The 16,839-nt window shown below is 60.0% G+C and carries 15 protein-coding genes; 9 read left to right on the top strand and 6 right to left on the bottom strand.

What is annotated here, in order from left to right:
- Nucleotides 1-150: 150 nt before the first annotated feature.
- The 4 genes from GSM73_RS22415 (at nt 151) to gcvH (ending at nt 4,569) form a co-directional block, all read left to right on the top strand.
- The gene (locus GSM73_RS22415) at nt 151-1,155 is read left to right on the top strand and encodes an extracellular solute-binding protein (protein WP_076383055.1); all 1,005 of its coding nucleotides are present in this window, start codon (nt 151-153) and stop codon (nt 1,153-1,155) included.
- 129 nt (nt 1,156-1,284) lie between these two features.
- The gene (locus tag GSM73_RS22410; RefSeq protein ID WP_160893858.1) at nt 1,285-2,901 is read left to right on the top strand and encodes an iron ABC transporter permease; all 1,617 of its coding nucleotides are present in this window, start codon (nt 1,285-1,287) and stop codon (nt 2,899-2,901) included.
- 150 nt (nt 2,902-3,051) lie between these two features.
- Nucleotides 3,052-4,134, top strand: coding sequence for a glycine cleavage system aminomethyltransferase GcvT (gene gcvT, locus GSM73_RS22405; protein WP_047226077.1), 1,083 nt, complete (start codon nt 3,052-3,054; stop codon nt 4,132-4,134).
- Nucleotides 4,135-4,185: 51 nt separating this feature from the next.
- A complete protein-coding gene (gcvH, locus tag GSM73_RS22400; RefSeq protein ID WP_047226076.1) occupies nt 4,186-4,569 on the top strand; it encodes a glycine cleavage system protein GcvH in 384 nt (127 codons plus the stop codon).
- 175 nt (nt 4,570-4,744) lie between these two features.
- Here gcvH and GSM73_RS22395 read toward each other — a convergent pair whose 3' ends face one another.
- From GSM73_RS22395 to GSM73_RS22375, 5 genes are all read right to left on the bottom strand, one after another.
- Nucleotides 4,745-5,065 carry a DUF2388 domain-containing protein gene (locus GSM73_RS22395; RefSeq protein ID WP_171061308.1) on the bottom strand — a complete coding sequence of 107 codons (321 nt, stop codon included), beginning with the start codon at nt 5,063-5,065 and terminating at the stop codon, nt 4,745-4,747.
- A 65-nt stretch (nt 5,066-5,130) separates the two neighbouring features.
- Nucleotides 5,131-5,580 (bottom strand): NfeD family protein, encoded by a 450-nt coding sequence (locus GSM73_RS22390; protein WP_047226074.1) that lies wholly within the window; start codon nt 5,578-5,580, stop codon nt 5,131-5,133.
- Between the two features lie 9 nt (nt 5,581-5,589).
- Nucleotides 5,590-6,510, bottom strand: coding sequence for an SPFH domain-containing protein (locus GSM73_RS22385; protein WP_047226073.1), 921 nt, complete (start codon nt 6,508-6,510; stop codon nt 5,590-5,592).
- A 174-nt stretch (nt 6,511-6,684) separates the two neighbouring features.
- Complete coding sequence (locus GSM73_RS22380) at nt 6,685-8,469, bottom strand: GspE/PulE family protein (RefSeq protein WP_047226072.1); 1,785 nt, start codon at nt 8,467-8,469, stop codon at nt 6,685-6,687.
- Between the two features lie 144 nt (nt 8,470-8,613).
- Nucleotides 8,614-8,946 carry a hypothetical protein gene (locus tag GSM73_RS22375; RefSeq protein ID WP_076383053.1) on the bottom strand — a complete coding sequence of 111 codons (333 nt, stop codon included), beginning with the start codon at nt 8,944-8,946 and terminating at the stop codon, nt 8,614-8,616.
- Nucleotides 8,947-9,071: 125 nt separating this feature from the next.
- Between GSM73_RS22375 and GSM73_RS22370 the strand changes: the two genes are divergently transcribed.
- Nucleotides 9,072-9,542, top strand: a complete 471-nt coding sequence (locus tag GSM73_RS22370) for an Lrp/AsnC family transcriptional regulator (protein WP_047226070.1) — start codon at nt 9,072-9,074, stop codon at nt 9,540-9,542.
- Between the two features lie 113 nt (nt 9,543-9,655).
- Here the strand turns inward: GSM73_RS22370 and GSM73_RS22365 are convergent, their stop codons facing one another.
- Nucleotides 9,656-11,023 carry an inorganic triphosphatase gene (locus GSM73_RS22365; RefSeq protein ID WP_076383052.1) on the bottom strand — a complete coding sequence of 456 codons (1,368 nt, stop codon included), beginning with the start codon at nt 11,021-11,023 and terminating at the stop codon, nt 9,656-9,658.
- Between the two features lie 205 nt (nt 11,024-11,228).
- Here GSM73_RS22365 and argE point away from each other — a divergent pair, with 205 nt between their 5' ends.
- The 4 genes from argE to GSM73_RS22345 all read left to right on the top strand — a co-directional run bounded on the left by argE (nt 11,229) and on the right by GSM73_RS22345 (nt 16,546).
- Nucleotides 11,229-12,386, top strand: a complete 1,158-nt coding sequence (gene argE / locus GSM73_RS22360) for an acetylornithine deacetylase (protein WP_047226068.1) — start codon at nt 11,229-11,231, stop codon at nt 12,384-12,386.
- Nucleotides 12,387-12,519: 133 nt separating this feature from the next.
- Nucleotides 12,520-13,818, top strand: coding sequence for an amino-acid N-acetyltransferase (argA, locus tag GSM73_RS22355; protein WP_047226067.1), 1,299 nt, complete (start codon nt 12,520-12,522; stop codon nt 13,816-13,818).
- 487 nt (nt 13,819-14,305) lie between these two features.
- Nucleotides 14,306-15,625 carry an OprD family outer membrane porin gene (locus GSM73_RS22350; protein WP_047226066.1) on the top strand — a complete coding sequence of 440 codons (1,320 nt, stop codon included), beginning with the start codon at nt 14,306-14,308 and terminating at the stop codon, nt 15,623-15,625.
- A gap of 282 nt (nt 15,626-15,907) precedes the next feature.
- Entirely contained in the window at nt 15,908-16,546 is a 639-nt protein-coding gene (locus GSM73_RS22345; protein ID WP_003206652.1) for a peroxiredoxin, read from the top strand.
- The last annotated feature ends 293 nt before the right edge of the window (nt 16,547-16,839 follow it).

Below are 16,839 nucleotides of genomic sequence, written 5' to 3'. Positions count from 1 at the left end.
GGAGCACGGCTTGCCCGCGATGGCGGACGCAAAACCACAGCACCTCTCATAGCTGCAACATTTTGAAACGTGTCTGGACACTGTTCGATTGAGAAGGCAAATGTGAGTCCTTATCATTCGCGCACTTCTAACAATCGAGAGACCGCTCCCATGTTGGCACCCAAGCGTCTGCTGTCCGTCCTCGCCTTGACCCTGATCGGCGCTACCGCCGCCCAGGCTGCCGATGAGGTAGTGGTCTACTCCTCGCGTATCGATGAGCTGATCAAGCCGGTTTTCGATGCCTACACCAAAAAGACGGGCGTCTCGGTGAAGTTCATCACCGACAAGGAAGCGCCATTGATGCAGCGGATCAAGGCCGAGGGTGAAAACGCCACCGCGGATCTGTTGCTGACCGTCGACGCAGGCAACCTCTGGCAGGCCGAGCAGATGGGGATTCTCCAACCGTTCACTTCCAAGGTGATCGACGCCAACATCCCGGCCCAATACCGCGCGTCTTCCCACGCCTGGACCGGCCTGAGCCTGCGGGCGCGGACCATTGTCTACTCCACCGACCGGGTCAAACCGAGCGAACTGACCACCTATGAAGCCCTGGCGGGTAAAGAGTGGGAAGGCCGCCTGTGCCTGCGCACTTCGAAGAAGGTCTACAACCAGTCCCTGACCGCCACCCTGATCGAAACCCACGGCGCGGAAAAAACCGAAGAAATCATCAAGGGCTGGGTCAAGAACCTGTCCACCGATGTGTTCTCCGATGACACGGCACTGCTTGAAGCCATCAATGCCGGGCAGTGCGACGTCGGTATCGTCAACACTTACTACTTCGGTCGCCTGCACCAGCAGAAGCCGGACCTGAAGGTCAAGCTGTTCTGGCCGAACCAGGCCGACCGTGGCGTGCACATCAATCTCTCGGGCATCGGCCTGACCAAGTACGCACCGCACCCGGAAGCCGCGAAGAAACTGGTGGAGTGGATGACCACGCCTGAAGCCCAGAACATCTTTGCCGACGTGAACCAGGAGTTCCCGGCCAATCCGAACGTGGAGCCTTCCAAGGAAGTCGCCGCCTGGGGCAAGTTCAAGGCTGACACCCTGCCGGTTGAAGTGGCGGGTAAACGCCAGGCCGAAGCTATCCGCTTGATGGATCGCGCTGGCTGGAACTAAAAAAGCACTCAAGATCGCAGCCTGCGACAGCTTCTACAGGGGATCGCGTTCCAATGTAGAAGGTGGCGCAGGCTGCGATCTTTTTTTTGCGGTTTAATAGGCGTTTGCTGACTGCCCCGAGATTCCCCCTTGACCCACCCCGTCCAACGCCGCTGGTACCCTCTGGTTTTTGCTATCGCCGCGCTGGTGCTGTTGCCCTTGAGCGTCCTGCTGCTGTCCTGGCAAAACATCGATCAGCAAATCTGGTCCCACCTGTGGGATACCCAGATGCCGCGCTTGTTGGGCAACACCCTGACGCTGATCGTCGGTGTGGGTGTCGGTGTAACGTTGCTGGGCGTCAGCCTTGCCTGGCTCACCAGCCTGTGTGAGTTCCCCGGGCGACGCTGGCTCGACTGGGCGTTAATGTTGCCGTTTGCGATTCCGGCCTACGTGCTGGCGTTTGTCTTCGTGGGCCTGCTGGACTTTGCCGGTCCGGTGCAGACATTGATGCGCGAATGGTTCGGCAGCAACCTGCGCCTGCCCCGGGTACGCTCCACCGGCGGAGTGATCCTGGTGCTGGTCCTGGTCTTTTACCCTTACGTTTATTTGCTGGCGCGAAGTGCGTTCCTGGCCCAAGGCAAGGGATTGATGGAAGCGGCCCGGGTGCTCGGGCAGTCGCCGTGGCAGGCATTCTGGCGAGTGGCGTTGCCGGTGGCCCGACCGGCCATTGGTGCCGGCGTGGCGCTGGCGCTGATGGAAACCCTGGCGGATTTCGGCGCGGTGTCGGTGTTCAACTTCGACACCTTCACCACGGCCATCTATAAAACCTGGTACGGCTTCTTCAGCCTCTCCAGCGCCGCGCAACTGGCCAGCCTGTTGCTGCTGGCGGTGATGCTGGTGCTTTACGGCGAACGCCGCGCCCGAGGCGCCCAGCGGGCGAGCAACGAGCGCCCCCGGGTCAAGGCGCTTTATCACTTGCGCGGTCTCAAGGCGGTGGCGGCCAGCGGCTGGTGCGCCCTGGTGTTTGCCTGCGCATTTGTTATTCCGATGCTGCAACTGCTGGTGTGGTTCTGGCAGCGTGGCCGGTTCGATCTGGATGAGCGTTATGCCGGGCTGATCGTCCATACCCTCTATCTGGGTGGGCTGGCGGCACTGGTCACCGTTTGCGTCGCCTTGCTGTTGGCCTTCGCTCGGCGTCTGGCGCCGACCCGTCCCATTCGCGCCGGTGTTGGCCTGGCGAACCTGGGCTACGCCTTGCCCGGTTCGGTGCTGGCGGTATCGATCATGCTTGCCTTCAGCTATCTGGACCGCGAACTGGTCATCCCCCTGTCAACGCTACTTGGCGGTGCCGGCAAACCGTTGCTGTTGGGCAGCCTGTCGGCCCTGCTGCTGGCCTATCTGGTGCGCTTTTTGGCCGTGGCCTACGGTCCACTGGAAAGCAGCCTCGCGCGAATCCGTCCTTCTTTGCCTGAAGCAGCACGCAGCCTTGGGGTCAGTGGGCCGCTACTGTTTTTCAAAGTGTATCTGCCGTTGCTGTTGCCGGGCACCTTGAGTGCGGCGTTGCTGGTGTTCGTCGATGTGCTCAAGGAAATGCCGGCGACCCTGCTGATGCGCCCGTTCGGCTGGGACACGCTGGCGGTACGGATCTTTGAAATGACCAGTGAAGGGGAGTGGGCCCGGGCCGCGTTACCGGCGCTGACCCTGGTGCTGGTGGGGTTGTTGCCGGTCATCGGATTGATACGACGCTCGGCCCATCGAAACAGCTAGGTGTCAGTCCTACATCATGCGGCTACAATGCGCGGCATTCGGTGCGGTCCGTCTGTCGGACCGGGCAACTGATAGCGTCTGAAAACGTTTTTGGCGTTCACGCTGTGCAGTGCTCGTCCGCACCTTCGCCAATCCCGGAAGGAGACACCCATGGGACAGCGTACGCCTCTGTATGACCTTCATCTCGCCCTCGGCGCGAAGATGGTCGATTTTGGCGGTTGGGATATGCCTTTGCATTACGGCTCGCAGGTTGAGGAGCACCATCAGGTGCGTCGCGACTGCGGTGTGTTCGATGTATCCCACATGACCGTTATCGATGTCGCCGGTCCCCAGGCCAAGGTCTGGTTGCAGCGCTTGCTGGCCAACGATGTCGATCGCTTGCAGGACACGGGACGTGCCTTGTACAGCACCATGCTTAACGAGCGCGGTGGCATCGTCGACGACATGATCATTTATCGGGTCGAGCACGGCTATCGGCTGGTCTTCAACGCCTCGACCCGCGATCAGGACCTGGCCTGGATGCAGGCACAGCTTGGTGAATACGATGTGCACCTGCTTGAACGCCCCGAACTGGCAATGCTGGCGATCCAGGGCCCCCAGGCCCGGCACAAGATTGCCGAACTGGTTTCGCAATCGCGCGGCCAACTGATCCAGCAACTCAAGCCTTTCGAAGGCCGTGCCGACGGTGACTGGTTCATCGCCCGTACCGGCTACACTGGCGAAGATGGCCTGGAAATCGTCCTGCCTGCCCACGAAGCCCCAAGTTTTTTCAATGATCTGGTGGGCGCCGGCATTTCTCCCATCGGCCTTGGCGCTCGCGATACCTTGCGCCTGGAAGCTGGCATGAACCTGTATGGCCAGGACATCCACCAGGACGTTTCTCCGCTGGCCTCGAACATGGCCTGGAGCATCGCCTGGGAACCGGCGAGCCGTCAGTTCATCGGGCGCAGTGCTCTGGAAGCCGAGCTGGCCGGCGGTGTACAGCAAAAACTGGTGGGCCTGGTGCTGGAAGAACGCGGCGTTCTGCGCGCTCATCAGGTGGTCCGCATCGCCGATGTTGGCGAAGGGGAGATCACCAGTGGTAGTTTTTCTCCTACGCTTAGCAAGTCAATTGCCTTGGCACGCGTTCCGATGGCCACCGCCGATCGTGCCGAGGTAGAAATTCGTGGTAAGTGGTACCCGGTACGAGTGGTCAAGCCGACCTTCGTCCGCCATGGCAAAACCCTGATCTAACCTTTTGCGGCGGGCCGCTGGCCGCTGACACTTCTCTTGAGGACACAGAGTATGAGTTTTATCCCTACCGATTTGCATTTTGCCGAAAGCCACGAGTGGGCGCGCCTGGAAGCTGACGGTACCGTCACCGTGGGCATCAGCGATCATGCGCAGGAAGCTCTGGGTGATGTGGTGTTTGTCGAACTGACCGAGGTCGGTAAGGTTTATTCCGCGGGTGACCAGGCCGGTGTGGTGGAGTCGGTAAAAGCCGCTTCCGACATCTACTCGCCGATCAGTGGCGAAGTGATCGCAATCAACGAAGACGTGGGCGGTTCACCGGAACTGCTGAACTCCGATCCCTACGGTGCATGGATCTTCAAGCTCAAGCCAAGCGACAAGGCCGAGCTGGACAAGCTGCTTGATGCAGCAGGCTACAAGGCCGCTATCGGCGAATAAGCAACAAACCTGTGGGAGCGAGCCTGCTCGCGATAGCTGTGGGTCAGTCAATATGGCTGCCACTGATCCACCGCTATCGCGAGCAGGCTCGCTCCCACAGGTTTAAGTGCCTTGGAGAGAATTGCCAGGCAAAAAAATGCCGCTCAATCGAGCGGCATTTTCCATCGGTCTGGAATCAGTCCTGGGCGACGGCGTTTTTCGCCAGGATCGCGTTGGCCAGTTCCATGTCGGTGGCCTGCAAGCCCGGGTTGTCGGCACGGACTTTCTGCATCGCAGCTTCCAGGTATGGACCACGGATACCGCCGTCGCTGGCAACGAAGCTGCCGGCGTCGTCCTGAGCGGCGACGATCAGCTTGTTATCCTTGAAAGTCAGGTAGGTGGAACCGGTGGTTGCACCGGACGAGATGACGTTACGCCAAAACGTGTCGGCCATTGCCGAGCCGACAGGAAGAGCAAGCAAGGCCAAGGTCGCGACAGCAAGTTTGAGACGCATGATAGGTGACTCCACTGGGTTAACTATGACTTTGGATAACCAACCCCTCGATTGAGTTCCATGACGTCTCAGTCAGCCCGTTCTACCAGCAGCACCGCGCCTTCCTGTGCCACCACCCTGACCCGCGTGCCCACGGGCGACTCGGGCCCCTTGGCCAGCCAGACACTGTCCGCCACCTTGATCTTGCCGCGTCCATCGATAATCGCTTCATGAATCTGAAAGACCTTGCCGATCAGTTCCTGCCCGCGCAGGTTCAGGAGCGGTTGATCGCTTTGGCGTACTGCGCTGCGCTGGCGTCGCCACCAGTACAGTGCTGTCGCGATGGCGAAAAGGCCGAACAACAGGAACTGCATTTCCCACGGCATCTGCGGCAGGATGAACGTGAGCACGCCGACCGCGGCGGCGGCTATGCCGATCCACAGCAGGTAGCCGCCGGCGCCAAACACCTCGAGGATCAGCAGGATGACGCCCAGCGCCAGCCAGTCCCAGTACGATAGTTGTTGCAGGAACACCCACATATTGGCGCCTCAGGCTTTCTTGCTGTCGAAGGTGGCCTTGACGATCTCACCGATGCCGCCAACCGCTCCGATGACCTGACTGGCTTCCAGAGGCATCAGGATCACTTTGCTGTTGTTGGCCGACGCCAGGCGGCCCAGCGCATCAATGTATTTTTGCGCGACGAAGTAGTTCACGGCCTGGACGTTGCCGTCTGCGATTGCCTGGGATACCACCTGGGTGGCCAGCGCTTCGGCTTGCGCTTGACGCTCGCGGGCCTCGGACTCCAGGAACGCGGCCTGGCGGCTGCCCTCTGCCTCGAGGATCTGCGCCTGCTTCTTGCCCTCGGCGGTGAGAATCGCCGACGCTCGCAAGCCCTCGGCTTCCAGGATTTGGGCACGCTTGATGCGTTCGGCTTTCATCTGCCCTGACATGGCGGCCATCAGGTCGGCCGGTGGGCTGATGTCCTTGATCTCGATCCGGGTGATCTTGATGCCCCACGGTGCTGTAGCTTCATCGACAGTGCGCAGCAGTTTTTCATTGATGCCATCACGCTGGCTCAGCATCGCGTCCAGCTCCATGGACCCCAACACGGTGCGGATATTGGTTTGCAGCAGATTGCGGATCGCGTGCTCGAGGTTGTTGACCTCGTACGCAGCCTGGGCGGTATTGACCACTTGGAAGAAGCACACTGCGTCGATCTGTACCGTGGCGTTGTCGGCGGTAATGACTTCCTGAGGTGGGATGTCCAGTACGCTTTCCATGACATTGATCTTGCGGCCGATGCGATCCATCACTGGGATGATGATGTTCAAGCCGGGCTTGAGGGTGTTGGTGTAGCGGCCGAACCGTTCGACAGTCCATTGGTAGCCCTGGGGCACGACCTTGAAGCCCATGAATAGAATGGCGACCACGAGGCCGATAAAAAGTAAAAGTACGCTACCGATCTGCATGACTGTTCCCTGTTCTGATTGAAAATGACTTGCGCGCCCTGAGTGTAGGGCAAACGGCCATTGTCATCACTCAGTGGGAGCAAAGCTTGCTCGCGATGCAGGCGCCTTGCTTCCCTGGGAGACCGCGTCATTTTCATCGCGGGCAAGCCTTGCTCCCACAGCCTCTCCCCACAGCTACTTCTGCTCACTCTGCGGGGTCACGCGCAGGACCTCCTCAACGGTCGTCAGCCCTGCGGCGACTTTTTGTGCGCCCGATAACCGCAAGCTGCGCATCCCTTCCTTGAATGCCTGGCGACGCACCGCCAGCAGGTCGGTGTCGGGGTGAATCAAGCCTTTGACGCTGTCGGTCAGTTGCATGATTTCGTAGACCCCGGCGCGGCCGCGATAGCCGGTGTCACGGCATTCCAGGCAGCCGACGGCCTGTTGGGCATTGGCCGGCAACGGGGCCTGCCAGGGGCGTGTCAGGGTCTGCCAATCGTCTTCATCCAGGGTCAGAGGAGCCTTGCAGTGCGGGCACAGCGTGCGTACCAGGCGCTGGGCCATGACGCCGAGCACCGTGGCCTTGATCAGGTAATGGGGCACGCCTAGCTCCAGCAAGCGACTGATGGCGCTCGGTGCATCGTTGGTGTGCAGGGTCGAGAGGACGAGGTGTCCGGTGAGCGCCGCCTGGATCGCCATTTCAGCGGTTTCCAGATCGCGGATCTCGCCGATCATGATGATGTCCGGGTCTTGCCGCATCAGCGCCCGGACCCCGGCGGCGAAGGTCAGGTCGATGTTGTGCTGCACCTGCATCTGGTTGAAGGACGCCTCGACCATTTCAATCGGGTCCTCGATGGTGCAAAGGTTTACCTCTGGCGTCGCCAGCTTCTTGAGGGTGGTGTAGAGGGTGGTGGTCTTGCCCGAACCGGTGGGGCCGGTCACCAGGATGATGCCGTTGGGCTGACGGGTCATGTCTTGCCAGCGGCGCAGGTCATCGGCGGAGAAGCCGAGCTGGTCGAAGTCCTTGAGCAGTACTTCGGGATCGAAGATCCGCATGACCATTTTTTCGCCAAACGCCGTGGGCAGCGTCGACAGGCGTAATTCCACTTCGCCACCGTCCGGAGTCTTGGTCTTGACCCGACCGTCCTGGGGCTTGCGCTTTTCCGCGACGTTCATCCGCCCCAGGCTCTTGAGGCGACTGATGATCGCCATCGTCACCTGCGGCGGGAACTGATAGACGGTGTGCAGCACCCCGTCGATGCGAAAGCGCACCGTGCCCTGCTCGCGACGCGGTTCGATGTGGATATCGCTGGCACGTTGCTGGAAGGCGTATTGGAACAGCCAGTCGACAATGTTGACGATATGGGCGTCGTTGGCGTCCGGCTCCTGATCGCTGGCGCCCAGGTTGAGCAGTTGTTCGAAGTTGCTCAGATTGCTCGGTTGTTGATCGACCGTAGTGGCACCGCTGACCGATTTGGCCAGGCGATAGAACTCCACGCTCAGGCGCTGGATATCCACCGGGTTGGCAACGACCCTCTGAATTGGCAGCTTGAGTACATGGGTCAGGTCCGCTTCCCAACTGCTGACGTAAGGCTGGGCGCTGGCCACCGTGACTGCGTCGCGGTCTACAGCCACCGCGAGAATCTTGTGGCGCTGGGCAAAGGCGTAGGACATCAGCGGCGTGACGGCCGCCACGTTGATTTTCAGCGGGTCGATGCGCAGGTAGGGCTGGCCGGCCTGCTGCGACAGCCAGAGGGTCAGGCTTTCCAGGTCCAGGCGCTTGCCGGGGCGGCTGAGATCGTCCAGATGCTGGTTGGCGATGAACTCCAGTGGGTGCAGCTGGGCGCTGGCGCTATGGCGCCGGCGCGCATTGAGTGCGGTTTCGGCGCAGTCCTGGCTGATGAAGCCCTGGGCGACCAATTGGCGCAGCAGATCATTGAGGTCCAGCCAGCGGTCCTGAGTGGCGTGTTTGGTGGACATGCGGGTTCCTATTGGACAATTGCAGCAAAGCCGCGATACAGACGCTTCGGCGTCCTCGCTCGGTCTGCAAAAGAATAGTCCCGACACTATGGACCGTTGGGCCACTACCCGACCAATGCGTTTCGAATTCTTGCCGGCAGCCGTTCAGCCTGCCGCCTGGGCCGGCTCAAGGCGCGCACTGTCAGCGTCTTGCAGGTCCACGGAACACACGCTGATCAGGTTACGTAATTTTTCAGCGAGCACTTGGGCACGGTGCCAGCTCAACCCGTCCATGAGGATCTCCATCGACAGCAGATCGTCGTCGCGTTCGACGTGGACCTGCCGGGGTGTCAGGCCTTGCAGGGCAAATAGATTCAGCGCCCGGCACAGCAGATCCGGTTCGGCTTCGGCCCGCAGATGGTAGTGGGCGCGACAATGGCGATTCTGGGCGTGCCAGACATCGGGTCGGTTGGGGGTGACGGCTTCGAGAGGGGGCATGGACGGTCTCCGGGGATGTGGAGAAATGTTTACATGCGCGACGGGGTATTTCTTATCTAATATGAATGATTATTCAGATTCGGTGAATCGTATGATTCTGGATTCAGCCTAGAAGAGGTTTATTTATGCACGGAGAGTTGGACGGCTACGACCGCAGGATCCTGGCGCTGTTGCAAGAGGATGCTTCGCTGTCCAGCGCGCAGATCGCCGAACAGGTGGGCTTGTCCCAATCACCCTGCTGGCGGCGGATTCAACGGATGAAGGAGGAGGGGATTATTCGCGGTCAGGTGACCTTGCTCGATCGCAAGAAAATCGGCCTCAACACGCAGATATTCGCCGAAATCAAACTCAACGCGCACGGACGTTCGAACTTCACCGAGTTCACCGAAGCCATTCGCGGTTTTCCCGAGGTGCTGGAATGCTACGTGCTGATGGGGTCGGTGGATTTCCTGCTGCGCATCGTCACGGCGGACATCGAGGCGTATGAACGCTTCTTCTTCGAAAAGCTGTCGATGGTGCCGGGGATCCAGGAAGTGAACTCGATTGTGGCGCTGTCGGAGATCAAATCGACGACGAGTTTGCCGGTGGTGCGCTGAGCTTGTTTTTGCGGTGTTTGTGCTGGCCCCCATCGCGAGCAGGCTCGCTCCCACATGGGATCTCTGTTCGCCGAAGATCCATTGTGGGAGCGAGCCTGCTCGCGATGGCGATGTTACAGGCGCAGCAAAGTCTTCCAGGCCCGATTCTGATAAACCGCGATCGCCTGTTGCTTGCGCGCCTCCAGGGCTTCTTCGGTAATCGGTTCGTTGGCCAGTTGTGCCAGTTTGTTCAGCTCACCGTAGAGGCGGTCCATTTCCGGGATTTCCAGCACATGGCGAGCGTGGTGCAGCCAGGCCTGGATGCGTTCAATGCGCGGCAGCTGTTCGGCCAGGTCTTCCGGCTGTTGCTGATAGCGTTGCAGTTGCAGCGACGAGGACTCTTCGCCCAGCAGGCGCGGCAGCCAGCTAGCCAGTTGGGCGGCACCCTGGCGATTGCCGCGGGTGTTGCGCTCGGCAGCCCAGCTGCGGGCCAGCAGCCAGCGTGAGGTGTTGAGGGAGAATTGGCCCCAGCGCGGGTCTTGCAGCTCTTCAAGGAACTGTTCCGGCGCGGCCTTGCGCACGTCTTCGTCATCCAGGCCGGCCTGGACCAACGGGCGCCAGTCTTCCAGCAGTGCGTCCAGGGCGACGCGCAAGTCATGCGTCGATTGGCGTGGTGCGGCCTGGCCGAGGCTGCTGAGCAGGGCGCGCAATTCGGCCAGGTTTTCCACCCAATCCTGCAGCAGGCGCCAGTGGCCGTTGAAACGATACTGTTCGGCCAGACGCTGGCTGCTGCCCAGCAAATGCCAGCTCAGCGCGGCAAAGGCATCATCGAGTGGCATCTCGGCGGTCAATTGCGGGGCCGGCAGGCTCAGGGCATAGCTGTTCGCATCATGCAGGCGATAACCACGCTCGGCCTTGCTGATATCACACGGCATCAAGGGCAGGGTCGCGGCCAGCTCGGCGGCCAGTTCCAGCAGGGCAGCGGGTTCACCTTCGCGCAATTCCAGCTCCAGCTCGCAGATTTCTTCCTTCTGCTTGCCGACCACGACGTGGCCCAGGTCCAGCGCGGCCTCGATGACCACTTTGCTTTTGCCGCGGCCCCAGGCGATTTCCGCGCGTTCACGCACGAAATCGGTGGTGAAGATGGCCTTGAGGGTTTTCTTGTCCAGTTCGGCCAACGCCTCTGGCCAGCATTCGCCATCGAGTTTCTTCAGGTCGAGCTTGGCTTTGGGCAGGTGCCAGTCGTACTCGTTGCGCTCGGACAGGCCGGCGATGCTCTGGCCGCGAGTCTTGAGGGTCTGGATCACCTCTTCGCCGTCGCGACGCAGGCGCAGGGCGACCTTGGCCCCGGCCAGGTCACGCTCTGGCGTGTCGAAATACTGGTTCATCAGTTCGTGGCGTTCCCAGCCGCTTTTGTTGCGTTTCTTGAGCAATGGGTGCTCGCGCAAGGCTGCCAGGGTCTCGCGGCTGACGCGGAGTTTGATTTCGGTTTCTTTCTGCATGGCCGGAAAATCCAGGGATCGGGTGCGCAGCCGGGGGAAGGTGTGGCTGCCAAGGCCGTGCAGTGTACAGGACTCATCCGTTCTACGCGCCGCGGCGGTTTATGGGAGTGTCCTGTCTCACCAATACTGTTCCTTTTTGGTGAGACAGGACACTCGCGCAAGATGGTTCTATGATGGACATCAATTTGTAAGTCCGGAGCCAGCGATGCCTTTGCCCACCCTGAAAGATCAGTTCGCTGCCCTGATCGCCGCGCCTTCGGTCAGTTGTACCCAACCTGGGCTGGACCAGTCCAACAGTGCCGTGATCGAGCTGCTGGCGGGTTGGCTCGCCGATCTGGGGTTCTCCTGCGATATCCAGCAGGTCAGCCCCGGCAAGTTCAATTTGCTGGCCAGTTTCGGCAGCGGTCCCGGAGGCCTGGTACTGGCTGGGCACAGCGACACGGTGCCGTTCGACGGCCAGTTGTGGCAGACCGATCCGCTGAAGCTCACCGAGGTCGATGGCCGTTGGGTTGGCCTGGGCAGTTGCGACATGAAGGGTTTTTTCGCCCTCGCCATCGAAGCGGTCAAGCCCTTGCTGGAGCAACCGTTCAAGCAGCCCTTGCTGATCCTGGCCACTTGCGACGAAGAAAGCTCCATGGCCGGCGCCCGTGCCCTGGCCGATGCCGGAAGACCGTTGGGGCGTGCGGCGGTGATCGGCGAGCCGACCGGCCTCAAGCCGATTCGGATGCACAAAGGCATCATGATGGAGCGCATCGACATTCTCGGGCGCAGTGGTCATTCCTCCGACCCGAGCCTGGGTCACAGCGCCCTTGAAGCGATGCACGACGCTATGGGCGAGTTGCGTGGCCTGCGCCTGCAATGGCAGCGCGAATTTCGTAACCCGCAATTCACCGTGCCACAGCCAACCCTGAATTTCGGCTGCATCCACGGCGGCGACAACCCCAACCGGATTTGCGGCCAGTGCTCCATGGAGTTCGATCTGCGGCCATTGCCCGGCATGGACCCGAATGTCTTGCGGGCTGCGATCCAGCAGAAGCTCAATCCCATCGCCGAGCGTCATAAAGTCAAGATCGACTACGCACCGCTGTTCCCCGAAGTGCCCCCCTTCGAGCAGGCCGAAGACTGCGAACTGGTGCGAGTGGCCGAGCGACTCACCGGCCATCGTGCCGAAGCAGTGGCGTTTGGCACCGAAGCGCCTTATCTTCAGCGTCTTGGCTGCGAAACCCTGGTACTTGGCCCCGGCGATATCGCCTGTGCCCACCAACCGGGCGAGTACCTTGAAATGTCACGTTTGCAACCTACCGTGCAGCTATTGCGGCAACTGATCGAACATTACTGCCTGACACCGGCCACGGCCGGCTAAATTGCCCACATCCGGGCCCGTATTCATGAGGAGAGCGCGCGTGTCGCCAAGCCTGTTCCGACGATAACCATCAGCCCGCTGTGCGTTCCGTTTCGTCTTTTTTCGGCTGCTATTTATTTACAGGCCCAGGTTCATGCCCGAATACGTCAATTGGCTTCGTCACGCTTCGCCCTACATCAACGCCCACCGCGATTGCACCTTCATCGTCATGCTGCCCGGCGATGGTGTGGAACATCCGAACTTCGGCAACATCGTCCACGACCTGGTGCTGCTGCACAGCCTTGGCGTGCGCCTGGTGCTGGTTCATGGTTCGCGTCCACAGATCGAAACCCGCCTCGCCGCGCGGGGCCTGACGCCCCATTACCACCACGGTATGCGCATCACCGACGCTGCAACCCTGGAGTGCGTGATCGACGCTGTCGGCCAGCTACGCATCGCCATTGAAGCGCGCCTGTCGATGGACATGGCGTCCTCGCCGATGCAGGGTTCGCGCCTGCGGGTCGCCAGCGGCAACCTGGTGACGGCACGGCCCATCGGCGTACTGGAAGGCGTGGATTATCACCACACCGGCGAAGTCCGTCGGGTCGATCGCAAGGGCATCAATCGCCTGCTGGACGAACGCTCCATCGTCCTGCTGTCACCATTGGGCTATTCGCCGACCGGGGAGATTTTCAACCTCGCTTGCGAAGACGTCGCGACCCGGGCGGCCATCGACCTGGCAGCCGACAAACTGCTGCTGTTCGGTGCCGAGCAGGGGCTGATCGGCGAAGACGGTCGTTTGGTGCGCGAGTTGCGCCCGCAACAGGTCCCGGCCCACATGCAACGGCTGGGCAGCGACTATCAGGCCGAGCTGCTGGATGCGGCGGCCCAGGCCTGTCGCGGCGGTGTGGCGCGCAGTCATATCGTCAGCTACGTCGAAGACGGTGCGTTGCTGGCCGAACTGTTTACCCGCGATGGCAGCGGTACGCTGGTGGCCCAGGAACAATTCGAGGTGGTGCGCGAAGCGGCCATCGAGGATGTCGGCGGTTTGCTGGACCTGATCAGCCCGCTGGAAGAACAGGGGATTCTGGTGCGCCGTTCCCGCGAAGTGCTGGAGCGTGAGATTGAGCAGTTCAGCGTGGTCGAACGCGAAGGCATGATCATCGCCTGCGCGGCGCTTTATCAGATCGCCGATTCGGATGCCGGGGAGCTGGCGTGCCTGGCGGTGAATCCGGAATACCGCCACGGCGGTCGTGGCGATGAGCTGCTGGAGCGGATCGAAACCCGGGCTCGGGCCAAAGGGCTCAAGACGCTGTTCGTACTCACCACCCGTACGGCCCATTGGTTCCGCGAGCGGGGCTTTGAGCCCAGCAGTGTCGAGCGCCTGCCAGCGGCGCGGGCATCGCTGTACAACTATCAGCGCAACTCGAAAATCTTCGAAAAAGCCCTCTAGGCGTCCTGCCTGGGGGAGCCGCACATCGGAGCGAACCGCGTAGCTGCGACCTTCTTGATTCCAGACAATGATCCGTCAGGCTGGAATCCATCAAGATCGCAGCTACGCTGTTTTGTCCATGAGTGCTGCATTTGGAATGCTTGGGAGCCTGCTGCGTTTCCCAGGATCGCCACAGTGCAGAACCGCCATCAATAAAAACATTCAGTAATTCACAGACTGGCCGATATGCCATGTCACGGTTGGATGACGCTTTGATGGCGGTGATATTTCCAAATGAGCTGAAAACTTATGAAACAATTCTTTTTAGATTTATAAACAAACCATTATTCTGCGGGCCGGTGTCGCGGGGTTAGACGATGGTCGTAATCACAAATGCTTACGATTGACTTGCCAGTCACGGTCTGGCGCTAATCACGCATCCGCGGATTCCGGGCGTTCGACCCGGAACCAAAGACACACAAGAATTAGAAAACGAGAGGAGCGAAGCATGAACAAGTCCACCTTGGCCCTGGCTGTGGCCGTTGGGGTTCTGGCGCAGCAGGCAGGCGCCGCGGGTTTTATCGAGGACAGCAAGGCGTCTGTCAGTTCTCGTACGTTGTATTTCAATAACGATAACCGTGAAACGGGCACTGAAGATCTGCGCGAAACGGGCACCGGCCTCAAGTTCGACTACAAATCTGGCTTCACGCAGGGTGTGGTTGGTTTCGGCATCGACGCTCAGGCGCTGGTTGGTATTCGTCTCGATGGGGGGAGAGGTCGTAACGCCGGCTCCTATATGCCAGCCGATACTGATGGTTCGGCTGTGCATGAGTGGAGCCGTTTGTCCGGCAACGTAAAGGCACTTTTCTCCAAAACCGAAGCTCACGTGGGTGGCGCCCTGGCACCAAACCTGCCGATCCTGGTTGCCAACGACAGCCGTCTGCTGCCACAGACCTTTGAAGGTGGCACCATCACCTCCAAGGAAATCGACAACGTTACTTTCAACGCTGGTCAGTTGGAACACGCCACAGGTCGTGCATCGAGCAACAGCACGGGTCTGGCAGTGGCGGGCGGTACCGAGGAAAGCAACCAGTTCCGTTACGCCGGTGCTGACTGGAAGGTCACCAAAGACCTGACCCTGCAGTACTACTACGCCAACCTGCAGGATTACTACAAGCAGCACTTCCTGGGCGCGGTACACGTTTTCCCGATCAGCGAGGGGCAATCCTTCAAGACCGACCTGCGCTATTTCGACAGCAGCTCGGATGGCCGTAACGGCGACGCGGGCTATCGCTTCAACAACAACAGTGGCTATGCCAAGAACCCGGGCGAGGTCGATAACAAGACCTGGAGCGCGATGTTCACTTACACCCTCGGCGGCAGTGCCTTCCTGTTGGGTCACCAGCAAGTCGGCGATGACGGTGGTTTTGTCTACCTGAACCAGGGCAACGTAGTTGATGGCAACGGTCGCCCCGAAGGTGCCGGTGGTGCGAGCTTCTACCTGTTCACCGACAGCATGATCAACGGGTTTGTCCGTGCCGGTGAAAATACCACCTTCGGCCAATACTCCTACGACTTCGCTTCCTTGGGCGTTCCAGGCCTGAAAGCCTCGGTTTCCTACCTGCGTGGTGATGACGTTAAAACCGTCAGCGGCTCAAGCGATTACTCCGAGTGGGAACGCGACATGCGTGTGGATTACGTCATCCAGCAGGGTGCGTTGAAAGGCTTCGGTACCACCGTGCGTCACGGCTCCTACCGCAGCAGCGGTGTTGGCGATGATCAGGATCAGACTCGCGTGATCTTCAACTACACTTACAACTTCATGTAAGACGTAGCGAAGTAAAGAAGCCCCGCCCGGCAGCACGCCGGGCGGGGCTTTTGCGTCTTCGGATCAGGCCCACCCCTGTAGCCTTCTCCGAACCTTCTCCTCTTTCAGCAACTCGAGGCCTTCTCGAAACCTCGGAAATAATCATGAGCGGCTAGGCCCGAAGCCGCCAGTGAACAGTTTTTTATATTCGCTATTGATCTAGATAAATGGATATTGATTCTTTTTAAAGCAATCAAAACCGGTGCACAGTTTGGACTCACAAAAACCATCAGGAGCCGCACCATGAGCCTCAGACTCGGCGACATCGCCCCCGATTTCGAACAGGATTCCAGCGCCGGCAAGATTCGCTTCCACGAGTGGCTCGGCGATAGCTGGGGAGTGCTGTTTTCCCATCCGGCGGATTTCACACCGGTGTGCACCACCGAACTGGGCCTGACCGCCAAGCTCAAGGACGAGTTCGCCAAACGTGGAGTCAAGGCCATTGCTCTCTCGGTAGACCCGGTGGACTCGCACCACAAGTGGATCGAGGACATCAACGAAACTCAGAATGCGGTGGTCAATTTCCCGATCCTGGCCGACGCCGACCGCAAGGTGTCAGACCTGTATGACCTGATCCACCCCAACGCAAGTGACACGCTGACCGTGCGCTCCCTGTTCGTGATCGACCCGAACAAGAAGATTCGCCTGACCATCACGTACCCGGCCAGCACCGGGCGCAACTTCAATGAAATCCTGCGGGTCATCGATTCGTTGCAATTGACCGACAACTACAAGGTGGCGACACCGGCCAATTGGCAGGATGGCGATGAAGTGGTAATCGTGCCATCGCTCAAGGATGAGGAAGAACTCAAGCAGCGCTTTCCCAAGGGTTACCGCGCGGTAAAACCTTATCTGCGCCTCACTCCGCAGCCCAATCGCTGACGCAAAACCTGAACCTGTGGGAGCGAGCCTGCTCGCGATAGTGGTCTATCAGTCGACATCGCCGCCGGCAGATCCGCCGCCATCGCGAGCGGCTCGCTCCCACAAAGAGGATCTCTGTGCACTAAGGGTTTTGGCCGTTCCGACGGCCTTTTTTACGTCTTGATGTTTATATCTCTTTATCGAATAAACAAATGAAAAAATATGATTTAAAGATATATAAACCGGCTGTTATGGTTTGCTCCATCCCGCGAGATCGCCCACTGCGCATCGCACGTGACAGTTAAGGAATGGTT

This window comes from Pseudomonas sp. PICF6, assembly GCF_009831705.1.
Taxonomy (GTDB): domain Bacteria; phylum Pseudomonadota; class Gammaproteobacteria; order Pseudomonadales; family Pseudomonadaceae; genus Aquipseudomonas; species Aquipseudomonas rhizophila.
Note: the sequence above shows the minus strand (reverse complement) of the source record. Positions and strands in the feature narration are given on the sequence as shown.